15 protein-coding genes and 1 pseudogene are annotated in these 12472 nt (G+C 59.2%); 5 read left to right on the forward strand and 11 right to left on the reverse strand.

The genetic code is table 11. The features are described 5' to 3' along the window. Positions 1-223, forward strand: a 223-nt coding sequence (locus tag B060_RS27685; protein ID WP_211210473.1) for a hypothetical protein, incomplete at its 5' end; no start/stop codon positions are given. Positions 224-284: 61 nt separating this feature from the next. Here the strand turns inward: B060_RS27685 and B060_RS0103375 are convergent. The 7 genes and pseudogenes from B060_RS0103375 to B060_RS28395 form a co-directional block, all read right to left on the reverse strand. Next, a complete protein-coding gene (locus B060_RS0103375) occupies positions 285-818 on the reverse strand; it encodes an arsenate reductase/protein-tyrosine-phosphatase family protein (RefSeq protein ID WP_018080341.1) in 534 nt (177 codons plus the stop codon). A 215-nt stretch (positions 819-1033) separates the two neighbouring features. Further along, positions 1034-1735, reverse strand: coding sequence for a response regulator transcription factor CtrA (gene ctrA / locus B060_RS0103380; RefSeq protein WP_023447480.1), 702 nt, complete (start codon positions 1733-1735; stop codon positions 1034-1036). 343 nt (positions 1736-2078) lie between these two features. After that, a complete protein-coding gene (locus B060_RS0103385) occupies positions 2079-2387 on the reverse strand; it encodes a hypothetical protein (protein WP_018080343.1) in 309 nt (102 codons plus the stop codon). Between the two features lie 87 nt (positions 2388-2474). After that, a complete protein-coding gene (locus B060_RS28390) occupies positions 2475-2723 on the reverse strand; it encodes a type II toxin-antitoxin system RelE/ParE family toxin (protein WP_081606788.1) in 249 nt (82 codons plus the stop codon). Between the two features lie 19 nt (positions 2724-2742). Continuing rightward, positions 2743-2994: a type II toxin-antitoxin system ParD family antitoxin gene (locus tag B060_RS0103390; RefSeq protein WP_018080344.1), complete on the reverse strand. Its 252-nt coding sequence runs from the start codon at positions 2992-2994 to the stop codon at positions 2743-2745. A gap of 41 nt (positions 2995-3035) precedes the next feature. Next, entirely contained in the window at positions 3036-3446 is a 411-nt protein-coding gene (locus B060_RS27690) for a DNA/RNA helicase domain-containing protein (RefSeq protein WP_018080345.1), read from the reverse strand. After that, positions 3385-4673: pseudogene (locus B060_RS28395) on the reverse strand (DNA/RNA helicase domain-containing protein). Before B060_RS28395 ends, B060_RS27690 begins: the two are co-directional and overlap by 62 nt. A gap of 439 nt (positions 4674-5112) precedes the next feature. On the opposite strand from B060_RS28395, the gene fliI reads away from it, so the two are divergent. The 3 genes from fliI (at position 5113) to B060_RS23810 (ending at position 8048) form a co-directional block, all read left to right on the forward strand. Continuing rightward, complete coding sequence (gene fliI, locus B060_RS0103400) at positions 5113-6444, forward strand: flagellar protein export ATPase FliI (protein WP_018080346.1); 1332 nt, start codon at positions 5113-5115, stop codon at positions 6442-6444. A gap of 135 nt (positions 6445-6579) precedes the next feature. Then, positions 6580-6993 carry a flagellar export protein FliJ gene (locus B060_RS0103405; protein WP_026172561.1) on the forward strand — a complete coding sequence of 138 codons (414 nt, stop codon included), beginning with the start codon at positions 6580-6582 and terminating at the stop codon, positions 6991-6993. A 2-nt stretch (positions 6994-6995) separates the two neighbouring features. Then, entirely contained in the window at positions 6996-8048 is a 1053-nt protein-coding gene (locus B060_RS23810) for an endo-1,4-beta-xylanase (RefSeq protein ID WP_236621691.1), read from the forward strand. Between the two features lie 164 nt (positions 8049-8212). Here the strand turns inward: B060_RS23810 and B060_RS0103415 are convergent, their stop codons facing one another. Next, positions 8213-8728 (reverse strand): DUF4282 domain-containing protein, encoded by a 516-nt coding sequence (locus tag B060_RS0103415; protein ID WP_018080349.1) that lies wholly within the window; start codon positions 8726-8728, stop codon positions 8213-8215. A gap of 119 nt (positions 8729-8847) precedes the next feature. Further along, positions 8848-10938 (reverse strand): flagellar biosynthesis protein FlhA, encoded by a 2091-nt coding sequence (flhA, locus tag B060_RS0103420; RefSeq protein ID WP_018080350.1) that lies wholly within the window; start codon positions 10936-10938, stop codon positions 8848-8850. Positions 10939-11244: 306 nt separating this feature from the next. Between flhA and B060_RS0103425 the strand changes: the two genes are divergently transcribed. Continuing rightward, positions 11245-11751: a methylated-DNA--[protein]-cysteine S-methyltransferase gene (locus B060_RS0103425; protein ID WP_018080351.1), complete on the forward strand. Its 507-nt coding sequence runs from the start codon at positions 11245-11247 to the stop codon at positions 11749-11751. Positions 11752-11817: 66 nt separating this feature from the next. Here B060_RS0103425 and B060_RS0103430 read toward each other — a convergent pair whose 3' ends face one another. Then, a complete protein-coding gene (locus tag B060_RS0103430) occupies positions 11818-12114 on the reverse strand; it encodes a DUF1330 domain-containing protein (RefSeq protein ID WP_018080352.1) in 297 nt (98 codons plus the stop codon). A gap of 1 nt (position 12115) precedes the next feature. Continuing rightward, complete coding sequence (locus B060_RS0103435; protein ID WP_018080353.1) at positions 12116-12451, reverse strand: DUF4031 domain-containing protein; 336 nt, start codon at positions 12449-12451, stop codon at positions 12116-12118. Between the last annotated feature and the right edge of the window lie 21 nt (positions 12452-12472).

Consider the following 12472-nt stretch of genomic DNA (forward strand, 5'->3'; position numbering starts at 1 on the left):
ACCAACTCATGGTCAGGATCAAGGATCTGATCCAGCTCAGAGCGAAATAGGTCAGCACCACTGGGTTTGGCTGGCGGCTTGGGAAGCATGGACGGCCCTCACGGATAACAGAACCACATACAAGCACGGCCACTCAGAACCGGAAATCCCAAATCAAAACCACGGAGGATTTCGCAAGCTTTTGGCGCAAAACAGCCGAAACCTTGCGATTCAATATACATGAAAACACCATTTTATCAATATAATTCAATATATTGAGCATTTTTCACGGCCGACGAGCTAAATCAAGCGGCGAAGCGTAAGGCCTCTCCGCCCATGCGTTCGAGGCGCTGCGTGATACCGGCGCTTTCCAGCATCTCGATCGGCAAATTGGCCATGGCGTCGAGGCGTGCCGCCAGGTGATTGAAAATATCGGAATAGGCAGCAGCGATGGCGCCGGACGAGCCCATCATGTCGGACGGATCGGGCATGTGCCAATCGATCATGACCGGCTGGCCGAGGAACTGCGGCATACGACGCTGCCCGTCTTGGCGGGTGCGGCGATCGGGCGACAGGCGGATAACAAAATCATAGCCGGGATCCTCTGCGCCGATCACGGCCGGCATCGCCTTGGCGGACAGGCGATCGGCCTGATAGTTGATCTTGCTCAGCAGCGCCAGCGCGTAAGGACTGATGTCCGGCGCCGGATCAAAACCGGCCGAGCGCGCTTCAAAACGGCCGGCGCCCAGTCGGTTGAGCAGCGCCTCGGCGAGGATGGAGCGCGCGGCATTATGCGCGCTAAGGAAGAGAACGTTGAATGTGCGAAAACCTGTCGTCATAGCCAGCCCCAGCGCAGGAAGCGGCCAGCGACATACTGGCGGCTTCGATACAAAATCAGGCTACCACCTATTGTTTATTCTTGAATTTACGAAATGGGTGAATGAACTGATAATAAAAACTGACCCCAAATGGCGGGCCATGAAAAGCGCAAAAAAAAGCCTGCCGAGAGAGGTCGGCAGGCTTTTTCGATACTCGTAAAGACGCGGCGCGCGGATTAAGCGGCGACCGTCGAGCCTTGTTCGTGCGGATCGCGCAACACGTAGCCACGGCCCCAGACGGTTTCGATGTAGTGATTGCCATCGGCGGCCACGGCCAGCTTCTTGCGCAGCTTGCAGATGAACACGTCGATGATCTTCAGTTCGGGCTCGTCCATACCGCCGTAAAGGTGGTTGAGGAACATTTCCTTGGTGAGCGTCGTGCCCTTGCGCAGGCTCAGAAGCTCAAGCATTTCGTATTCCTTGCCGGTCAGGTGGACGCGGTTGCCGGAAACTTCAACGGTCTTGGCATCCAGGTTGACGACGATGTCGCCGGTGCGGATAACCGATTGGGCGTGGCCCTTGGAACGACGGACAACGGCGTGAATGCGCGCGATCAGTTCGTCCTTGTGGAAAGGCTTGGTCATGTAGTCGTCAGCGCCGGAGCCGAGCGTCTTGACCTTGGTGTCGATTTCCGACGTGCCCGACAGGATCATGATCGGGGTGTTGATCTTGCCGACGCGCAACTGGCGCAGCACTTCCAGACCGGACATGTCCGGCAGGCTCAGGTCGAGCAGGATCAGATCGTAATCGTAGATCTTGCCGAGATCGATACCCTCTTCGCCGAGATCGGTCGTATAGACGTTAAAGCCTTCCGACTTCAGCATCAGCTCGATGCTTTGCGCTGTCGCGCTGTCGTCTTCAATCAATAGTACGCGCATATAAGCCCCTCCCGGCTTGTGGGTAACGAAAGAGCGGCCGCGATATGCGGACACCGTTAACCTTCATGCTAAACAGGAAATCCCTTAAGATTCGTTAAGCTTAACAACTCAGTTTAAAACTAAGTCTAAAGGCCTAGGGTGATTTGCGAATCGGGCACAAGAGTCGCGAGTCAACGATTCTCTTTATGCACAGGATTTTCACGGTCCTTTTTAGTGAGTGAGTCATTTGAATCACACACTGAGAGGAAATCCGGGCACGAAAGAGTCCGGAAAATAAAAATGCGGTATTGAGGCGGCTGTGCATCTCACGCCCGCATCGCACATTGCGCGGACTCCAACGGGATTAAACGGTCTCGGCCATGCTGTGGAGGATATCGGCATAGCGCAGATCGTTCTTTTCCGACGCCAGGGCCGCCTTGACCAGTCGCATCCGCGCTTCCTTGGGTTCCAGCGCGCCGGTATCGACCCGTTCGATGATGCGCGTCAGATAAACCGACAGATCGGATGAATCGTGGCGGGCGGCGCCTTCAAAATAGCGCGTCAGCCCTTCGCGGGCCTGCTCACGATCCAGAATGCCGCTGCGAAACATCTCCAGCACGCGGCCAACATTGATATCCAATACCTGTGACGCCGCATCTTTCATAAAGAACATGGTCAGGACTCCTCAAAAACCCCGCCTCGGACTGGGATTATAGCATGAGAGGCCACTAACCGCCTGATCAATATTTTGGGAACGCCCCTACCTCATCTTTGAGGCCACATTCTCACTCTTATGCAAGAGTTGAACGATTAAGATGCCGTCACGGGTGGGACGATAAAAAATGATATGTTCAGCATGTTCATGACGGCGACGACCGCGAAACTCTCGCCCCATTAATGGCATGGCGGCAAGCAAATCAAAGGTTTCGTGTAAAGCCTTATAGTAGGCATCAGCTTGCTGAGCGCCAAATTTCAGCAGGGAATATTCATAGATCCGTTCAAGCTTGATATCCGCCGCCTAGGCCAGTTTATAGACGGCCATTGGCTTTTAGTCTTTCTTTGACGGCTTTCATAATATCCGGCAGCGTTCTATCACTGATCCCGCTGGCTTCAGCAGCGTCCAGTTCGGCTTCCAAAGCATCCTCATGCTTCAGGCGCTCCTGATCGCGGCGCACCAGATCTCGGATATATTCGCTCTCATTATGATAATCGCCGCCTTCAACACGCGATTTGATAAAGCCGCGCATCTTGTCGGACAGGGATACACTCATCGACGGCATGGCAACCTCACACGTTTATTTTATGATCAAATAATATTAGATCATACGCCTAAAGCTTGCAAACCGCAGCTTTGCAGGAACGCCCATGTCTCATCATAGAAGCTTTTGGGGCGGGTCGGATCGGCGTCATCGCCCGGCGGCACAAAGATCACCATGCCCTGCCGTGCGCGGGTGAGCAGGACGCGATAGGCATTTTTCAGATAGAGCCGGCGCATATCGGCGCTCACCTTCTGCCACTTCGTGCCCTTGAAATTCCACGCCTGCCAGCCATCGTCGACATAGCGCCAGTCAGCGTCCCAACACACACCGGTGAAATCCAGTTCCAGCCCCTGCACGTCGAATTCGCTGGCAACCTCCTCCAGATAGAAGGACGAGCGCACATCGCTGCGATCATTCAGAAACCAGTTGGGCGGATCGATCGCCGCCTTGATATAGATACCCTCCGGCCGCACCCGATGACGCCACCAGACCATAACGCTCAGACCCGCGCGCCTGATGGCGCAGCCAGGCCCGGGCAGCGGCCAGATCGCGCGTCAGAAAGATAGGGTAGCTTTCGAGCTTTTCGTGCGCCTGACGCGCCGAGGCCGCATCGCCGTTGAGCAGGTGAGAGATAAAGTCCGACAGGGTTTCGGCGCGGAAGGAGCGCATTGAAACGCCGAGATGCAGATCATCGTGCATATTGACCTGCTCGGTGGCGATAAAACGCTTCGTCTCGCGGTTCAGATCGTAATCTGGCTGGACGATCTGCGCCGAGGCGTGGACCTGCCAATGCGGGAAGCGATCGCGGATCGCCGCCATCCATTCAGACAAGCCCGCCTCGCCGGTATTGATCTCTTGGCCCCCGCCGATCAGGCAGACCACCGAGCACCAGTCGGCGTGACGGTCCATGACGCTGAGCAGGAATTCCGGCTCGGACATGTCGAAATCGGCGACACCGCGTTTCGACTGCATGAATTTCGACGCCTGATGTTTCGTCCAGGCGCGCTGGGCCTCGTCAAACACCACCACATGCTCGACCGGCGCGTCCGTCGTATGGACATATTCATCGCGGAACTTATGGATGTTCTGGATAAAGGTGCGCACCTTGCGTTCGACATGGGCTTTCGACTGGCCGGTGCGGCTGGCCTGATCGCGAGTCAGGGCCTCGCGCAGCACATCGACCAAGGGCCATTGCCGGAGAGAAATACCGCATGTTCGTCGGCGTGGCTTTCGCTGCGCTGGGCGGCGATATTCAAACCCGCCAGAGTTTTGCCGGCGCCCGGCACGCCGGTGACGAAACAGATCGCCTTACGGTGACCAACCTTGGCGCCCTCGATCACGCCGGCGATGATATCCTGCGTGCGGCCAAGATTAATGGCATCGGCGTCCGAGCGGGTGATATCGGCCACCTCATGACGGGCATAGAGCGCCCGCGCCGCTTCGATAATCGTTGGCGTTGGCCGATAACCGCTGGCCGCCCATTGGTTCGCATCGAACGGTGTCTTGTGATGAGCCGCGATCATGCGGATCACCGCGCCGAGATCTGTCACCGCCAGACAGAGGGGGGCTGCCACCTGATCGAGCGCATAGTCCTCGACCTGCTCGATAGCGTGGCGATCGAAGGTGGCGCCGCCAACCTTGAACTCGATAACGAAGATACAGTCGCCAATCACCACCACGGCATCGGCGCGCTTGCCCATGCGCGGGATGGAGAACTCGAAATAGAGGGTGAAATCCGGTGCGTCTTTCAGGGCCCCACGCAGGATATTGATCTGCTGCAACCACACGCCTTTTTGGTTCTCTTCAAGATCATGGCGATGGCGCAAGGTCAGTTCAAGATGATATGCGCATCCGTGTCACTGAAAAATTTCGTCCGGTCAGCGGTATAATAGGCGCGCATTCCATCCCCCTGCGCATTTAGACCAGGTGCAATGCAGGCGGTCAAGTCGTGTAGAAAGCAAGATACCCCACCACCAACGCGCTGACGCGCGTCGGTCCCCCTCCCCACTAAAGCCGGGTGGGTACAAGATCCTTATACCTCCCAAAAAGCGAAGCGTTCGCAAAATGGTGCTGGGGTTTCTTGCTTTCTTAACGTGCCCGTTAACCTTTCTTAAGCTCTCATTTACCATACTCGCCGCCATGCAAGATCTCGTCGACATGGTGAAAAATATCGAACCCTTGCGCGTTTACGGGCGCGTGGCGGTGGTCAATGGCCTGTTGATCGAGGCCAAGGGTGGCCTAAGTTACATGCAGGTTGGGGCGCGCTGCGAGATCATCCGTCGCCATGATACCCCCCTGCCCGTTGAAGTCGTCGGCTTCCGTGAAGACCGCGCGCTGATGATGCCGTTCGGGCCGGTCGAAGGCGTGACCCCCGGCGCGGAAATCCGCATTTCCGCCGAAGGTGCCAAGGTCTACCCCACCACCGCCTGGCTCGGCCGCATCGTCGATAGTTTCGGTCAGGCCATTGATGAATTCGGCCCCCTGCCGCAAGGCAAGGAAGGCTATCTGCTCAAGGCCGCCCCACCGTCGGCACACAAGCGCGCCCGTGTCGGTGAGCGGCTTAATCTCGGCGTCCGCGCCATGGACGTTTTCACCACCTGTTGCCGCGGTCAGCGTCTCGGCGTCTTCGCCGGCTCCGGCGTCGGCAAGTCGGTGCTGCTGTCGATGCTGGCTAGAGAGGCCACCTGCGATGCCGTCGTGGTGGGGCTGATCGGCGAACGCGGCCGCGAAGTGCGCGAATTTATTGAAGAAACGCTCGGACCCGAGGGCCTGAAACGCGCCATTGTCGTGGTCGCCACCTCGGATGAGCCGGCGCTGAAGCGCCGTCAGGCTGCCTATATGACGCTGGCCTTATCGGAATTCCTGCGCGATCAGGGGCTGGAAGTGCTGTGCCTGATGGATTCGGTGACGCGCTTCGCCATGGCCCAGCGCGAGATCGGCCTGGCCACCGGCGAGCCGCCGACGACCAAGGGCTACACCCCGACCTGCTTCGCTGAATTGCCCAAACTGCTCGAACGTGCCGGCCCCGGCCCGGTGCGCGAAGACGGCACGCAAGGCGGGCCGATCACCGGCCTGTTCACCGTGCTGGTCGATGGCGACGATCATAACGAACCAATCGCCGATGCCGTACGCGGTATTCTGGACGGCCATATCGTCATGAGCCGGAGCATCGCCGAACGCGGTCGCTTCCCCGCCATTGACGTGCTGAAATCGATCAGCCGGACCATGCCGGAATGCCAGTCGATACCGGAACGCGAGGTCGTCAGGCAGGCGCGCAAGGTGATGGCCAGCTACTCGAACATGGAAGAATTGATTCGCATTGGCGCCTATCGTTCCGGCGCCGATCCCGATGTCGATCGCGCCATTATCCTCAACCCTGATATCGAACAATTTTTGCGTCAGAATAAGGATGAATACACCCCTCTTGACGAGTCCTTTACCCTTTTGGCAGAGATTCTCGGTGGGGGCTGACTCTCAGCCTGAAGCATGTAACCGGTTCTCCGAAAGCATGGCTTTCGGCAAGGCCGACCGGCCGCCGCGCACGTTTGCGCGTAAAGCCTGCGTGGCGCTTGAACGCCAAGTAAAAATGGAATGGAGTGCAACGAAATGACCAAATGGGCAAAATCACTAATCCGTCTGTCCACCTTCGAGGTCGAGACCCTGCAAAAGCGCCTGGCCGAAGTGGTCACCCGCCGCACCCACGCCGAAATGAAGCTGGCCACGCTCGATGCTGAATACGAGCTGGAATGTGTGCGCGCCTCGCAAGATCCGATGATGTCGCAGAGCCTGACCGCCTATAAGCGCGGCTTCCAGATGCGCCGCGAGGCCGTGGTGAGCGATCTCGATCTGATCGTGCAGGAAGAAGAAGGCGTGCGCGATTCACTCGGCATGGCCTTTGAAGACCTCAAGAAATTCGAACACGTCGCCGAGGTGACCCACCTCAAGCGCGTCGCCAATGACAAACGTCTGGAAGACGCGGCGCTCGACGAAGCGGCGCTGCGCATGAAGCGCCCGGCTTAAACGTGCATCGTCGCGGTGTGCTGGCGGGTGGTGCGGCCCTGGCCCTGAGCCAGAGCCTGCCCGCCGATGCCGAGGCGGCCTATGGCGATATTCCGCCGCTCAAATCCGTTACCCCCTATCCCCTCGGCGTCGCCACCAGCGCCACCAAGGTCTCCGATCCCGCATGGTCGGCCCTGGCAGCGCGGCAATTCTCGCGCCTGACGGCGGAATGGGAAATGAAGATGGAGTACGTCCTGCAAGCGGACGGCTCACTGAAGCTTGATCGCGCCGATAAAATGGTCGCTTTCGCCCGGCGCAACGGCATGACCGTGCACGGCCACACCCTGATCTGGTATGCGCAGGACGGCGAATATTTCCAGAAGCTGAGCGCCAAGCCCGACGCCTTTCTCAACGCCTATGTCGATTATATCGCCGGCGTGATGGGACGCTACAAGGGGGTTATTCCAAGCTGGGATGTGGTCAATGAGCCCATCTGGAACGACGGCCGCGGTTTGCGTCCGTGTCTGTGGCAAAAGGTGCTGGGTGACGATTATATCGGTCTGGCGCTGGAAGCGGCGCACCGCGCCGATCCGCAGGCCCTTTTGTTCATCAATGATTACAATCTCGAACTGACGCCGAAAAAGCGCGCCACCTTCCTGAAGCTGATCGAGACCCTACTGAAGAACGGCGCCCCGCTGCACGGCATCGGCACCCAGACCCATATCGACGCCGGGATCACGCCTGGTTTGATCAGGAGCGCGATCGCCGATATCGCTTCACTGGGTTTGAAAGTGCATATTTCCGAGCTGGATATCTCCTTGCGCGAAGATCATCCTACGCCTGTGGCGCAACCGCGCATCGATCAGGTGCGGACGCTGAATGAACTGCTGGAGGCCTATCAAGATGTGCCGGCCAACCAGCGCTACGGCCTGACGATGTGGGCCTTGCGCGATTCCGATTCGTGGCTGAATACACCACAGGGTGGGAAGTCGCTGATACCGGACGAGCCGGTGCTGTTTGATCGCCTGGGGCGTCCGAAACCGCTGGCGCAGGCGTTTGTGAACGCAGTGAAGTAAGCCTTATCCTCCCTTGCGAAGCGGGGGAGGTGTCGCCGCGTAGTCGGCGACGGAGGGGGCATATTATTTACTTCGAAGTCGCCCCCTCCGTCAGCGATGCCAGCCCTTCGGACTTCGCGCTGACACCTCCCCCGAACTCTTCGCTACAGGGGAGGATAAAGACTTTAAAACTCGCGCTTTTCAAAACGTGGACGGAAGAACGGGTCTTCGAGCAGGTTCTTTTCCGGATCGCTGACGGTCGGTGACGGCGCATCAGCCACCGGTGCTGCCGCTTCCGGTGCCGCCGCCTCAGGCGTTTCCGACGCCGCATAGGCGCGCGGCTCGGGCTGGACGAGCTTTTCCTGATACTGGCGCAGATGGCGCAGATCGTCGGCGATGCTCATGACCGCCAGATAGAATTCGCAAAAACCCCGCCACAAAAGCACACCGACCAGAATCGACAGCATGCCGACGATGAAAAACGGCAGGGCCAGCAGCACGCCCCAGGGCAGGCCTTCCTTGATCACCGTGCCGACCGTGATACCCGCCACGGCGAAAGCGGCGATGATGAGCAGGCCCAGGCCAACCCAGTAGACGATATGGACGATAGGCTTGGTGACCAGACGTTCGAAGGTCAGCAGGTCGCCCCAGATTTCCTTGGGGCGCGTGGTGCCGAATACCTGTCTGATGATACGCTTCATGGCACTTCCCCGAAAAAGACTCGCCCGATGGACGAATTTCGCGCTCCGTGCCCTAGCTAAAAGGCGTTTAGGCCTATGTTGTCAAGTGCTTCTTGGCAGGCGTGGTTAAGAGCAAGCCGCTAAACCTGCCCCACGGTCTTGAGCTTCACCTTCGGGTGGATTTCGTTCTGGCTCATCACCACCGTGTTGGCGCGGAAGCGTTCGATGATCGAGCGCACGAACGGGCGGATATTGGGCGAGGTCAAAAGCACCGCCACTTCGCCATTCATCGATACGCGCTCAAAGGTATCGCGCACACCACGGATGAACTCCTGCAAGGCCGACGGCGCCATGGTGAGCTGGCGGTCCTCGCCCTGCCCCACCAATGATGACGAGAAGGCGTTTTCCCAGTCGTGCGACAGGGTGACGATCGGCAAGCTGCCATCATCCGAACGGTTCTGCCAGCACAGTTGCCGCGCCAGCCGCGAGCGAACGTGCTCGACCATCTGGGTGATCGACTTGGTGTGGCCGGCCGCTTCGCCGAGGGCTTCCAGAATCGCCGGCAGATCGCGGATCGACACGCGCTCCTTCAGCAGGGCCTGAAGCACGCGTTGCAGGGTGGCGGTCGAGACCACCTGCGGGATCAGATCATCGACCAGCTTCTTCTCATCGGACGGCAGGTCGCGCAGCAGCTTCGACAGCTCCGAATAGCTGAGCAGGTCGGCCATATTGTCCTTGAGGATTTCGGTCAGGTGGGTGGTGATGACCGTGGCCGGATCGACGATGGTGTAGCCGAGGAAGGTGGCCTCCTCGCGCAGGGCATTGTCGATCCAGGTGGCCGGCAAACCAAACGCCGGCTCCTTCATGTGCTCGCCCGGCAGCTCGACCTGACGGCCGGTCGGGTCCATGGCCATCAGCGAGCCAATGCGGACCTCGCCCTCACCGGCTTCCATTTCCTTGATGCGGACGGCATAGCCCTGATTATTGAGTCGCATGTTATCGAGGATACGCACCGACGGCATGATGAAGCCATACTCCTGCGCCAGGGTGCGGCGCAGCGCCTTGATCTGGTCGGTCAGCTTGCGGCCGTCGAGATCGTTGATCAGGCCGAGCAGGCCAAGGCCCAGCTCGATCTTGACGTCATCAATGGCCAGCGCTGCCGAGATTGGCTCATCGACCGGCTCGACCGGCGTCATGGCGGCGACCTGCGCGGCCGTGGGCGGCAGCGGGGCGCGGCCGATCTTCCAGGCCAGGGCGCCCGCAGCCAGCGAAATGACGGCGAAGGGGATGATCGGCATGCCAGGCACCAGACCGAGCACGCCGGCGGCGGCCGAGACCATGCCGAGCGCGACCGGATTGGTGGCCAGTTGCGCCACAAGCGCCTTGTCGGCCGAACCATCGACGCCGGCCTTCGACACCAGGAAACCGGCGGCCATCGAGATGATCAGGGCGGGGATCTGCGTCACCAGGCCGTCGCCGACCGTCAGTTCGATATATTTGCTGGCGGCTTCACCGATCGGAAGCTGGTGGCTGAACATGCCGATCAGGATACCGCCGACGATATTGATCGCGGTGATGACGAGACCGGCCACGGCATCGCCGCGCACGAACTTCGAGGCACCGTCCATGGCGCCGAAGAAGCCCGACTCCTGTTCGACCTCCTTGCGCCGCAGCTTGGCGGTATCGACATCGATCAGGCCGGACGACAGGTCGGCGTCGATGGCCATCTGCTTGCCCGGCATCGAATCGAGGGTGAAGCGCGCCGCCACTTCGGCGATGCGGCCCGAACCCTTGGTGATGACCACGAAGTTGATCAGGATGAAGATGGCGAACAGCACCAGCCCGATGATGAAATTGCCCTGCATCAGCAGATTACCGAAGGCCTTGATGGTGGCGCCGGCGGCGGCCTCACCTTCGTGACCATGGTTGAGGATCAGGCGCGTCGAGGCCACGTTCAGCGACAGGCGGAACATGGTGGTGACAAGCAGGACGGTCGGGAAGGCCGAAAATTCGAGCGGCTTCTTGATCAGCAGGGCGGTCATCAGGATCAGGATGGCGGTCATGATCGACAGCGACAGCAGAACATCGAGCAACATGCTGGGAATCGGGATGATCAGGAAGACGATGATCAGGATGACGCCGAGCGCCATCACCACTTCACCACGCTTCAGCCAGCCAAAGATCTCACTGGCCTTGAAGGGAATAGGAATCGCTGCCGCTGCAGTGGCCAAGAGACGCTCCGGATACTAAAACGCACTGCCGTCTGGGCATAGCTCCGCCCGCCGGAACTAGGCAAAAATTACCCTCTGTCTGGTGAAGAAGTGGTTAATAGGTGTGTTAAGAGCTAGGGAGATTTGATAGCTCACAGGCCGCAAATGGGGACAATAAGAAAGCCTTATACCTCCCCATCTCTGATGGGGAGGGGAACCGCACGATGCGCGTCAGCGCCAGATGCGGTGGTGGGGCGTCTTACTTTTACGTCTGCTTGCTGCCATAAAATATCTCGCCTGCCTGGAAATCTGAGACTAAAGCCCCCTATGACGACCATCGCCCATCTGCATTATTCCTCGCCTGTCGGCCGGCTCAAGCTGGTGGCCAGCCAACACGGTCTGATGGCCATTCTATGGGAAAACGACGATCCCAATCGCGTGCGCCTCGGCGAGACTGCGGAAGATGCCAACCACACGATCCTGCGGGAAACCGCGCAGCAACTGGATGACTATTTCGCCGGCCGGCGCACGATCTTTTCCCTGCCGCTGGCCTTCAACGGCACCGACTTCCAGAAACAGGTCTGGCAGGCCCTGCTGGCGATCCCGTTCGGCGAAACCCGCACCTATGGCCAACTGGCGGCACAACTCGGCAAACCCTCCGCCTCGCGTGCGGTCGGGGCCGCCAACGGCAAGAATCCGATCTCGATCATTGCGCCCTGCCACCGCGTTATCGGCGGCAATGGCAAGCTGACGGGCTTCGCCGGCGGCCTTGAAGCGAAGGCTTATTTGCTGGGACTGGAAGGCCACAGCAACGTTCTCCTCCCCACTGCGTAGGGAGGAGGAGAAAGAGCAATTCTGTCCATATGCACTCGCCCGACGCAACCTAGATAAGTATAGTCCTTAAGCCGGCTTGACGCCATCGACCAGCAGGACGCGGTAGTCGGCGCCCAGATGGCGGTGCTGCATCGCCGCCTGATAGGCCGGTGAGCTGTGCCATTTGCGGGCATGATCCATATCGTCGAATTCCAGGATAACGATGCCATCGGCCTCGGGGCCTTCCAAAGCCACCTTATCCCCGTAAAAAGCCAACGGACGCGGTGGATGGTCGCCACGCGCCTTTTTGGCCATCTCGGCATAGATGGCCATTTCTTCGGGGTTGGTGATCCGGTCGCGGATCAAGATGACATAGGCGGTCATTTCAGGTCTCTCCTGTTGAAATCTTTTGCGCACGCCGCCAGCCGGCATACCAGCGCACAGCCTCTTCCGGCGCGCCACACCGGCCTTCGACCTGCCGGCGGCGGCGCATCGCCCCGCACTGGCGCCAGGTCACAGCCACAGCGCCGAATACCAAGGCCTGATCGCGACGCGCCACGGGCACATCGTAATGATCGCCCTGATACCATTCGTGTTTCATGCCGATAAGGGTCGCCAGGGCGTGTAGCTCAGCGTCGGTATCGGCGATCATATGCGACATCTGCATACCGCGAAACTGGCCGATCGCGTACCTGTACATGTCATCGATAAAAACTGTCATGCCTGCCAAGATAGGTGTCTT

It is taken from the genome of Asticcacaulis benevestitus DSM 16100 = ATCC BAA-896 (genome assembly GCF_000376105.1).
In the GTDB taxonomy this organism is placed as follows: Bacteria; Pseudomonadota; Alphaproteobacteria; order Caulobacterales; family Caulobacteraceae; genus Asticcacaulis; species Asticcacaulis benevestitus.

Coding starts and splice junctions, on each gene's coding strand:
- B060_RS0103390 (WP_018080344.1), bottom strand. CDS start 2,994: ATGCCGTCGATGAGTGTATCCCTGTCCGACAAGATGCGCGGCTTTATC.
- B060_RS0103375 (WP_018080341.1), bottom strand. CDS start 818: ATGACGACAGGTTTTCGCACATTCAACGTTCTCTTCCTTAGCGCGCAT.
- ctrA (WP_023447480.1), bottom strand. CDS start 1,735: ATGCGCGTACTATTGATTGAAGACGACAGCGCGACAGCGCAAAGCATC.
- B060_RS0103430 (WP_018080352.1), bottom strand. CDS start 12,114: ATGACCGCCTATGTCATCTTGATCCGCGACCGGATCACCAACCCCGAA.
- B060_RS0103385 (WP_018080343.1), bottom strand. CDS start 2,387: ATGTTCTTTATGAAAGATGCGGCGTCACAGGTATTGGATATCAATGTT.
- B060_RS0103415 (WP_018080349.1), bottom strand. CDS start 8,728: ATGAAGCGTATCATCAGACAGGTATTCGGCACCACGCGCCCCAAGGAA.
- B060_RS0103405 (WP_026172561.1), top strand. CDS start 6,580: ATGACCAAATGGGCAAAATCACTAATCCGTCTGTCCACCTTCGAGGTC.
- fliI (WP_018080346.1), top strand. CDS start 5,113: ATGCAAGATCTCGTCGACATGGTGAAAAATATCGAACCCTTGCGCGTT.
- B060_RS0103425 (WP_018080351.1), top strand. CDS start 11,245: ATGACGACCATCGCCCATCTGCATTATTCCTCGCCTGTCGGCCGGCTC.
- B060_RS0103435 (WP_018080353.1), bottom strand. CDS start 12,451: ATGACAGTTTTTATCGATGACATGTACAGGTACGCGATCGGCCAGTTT.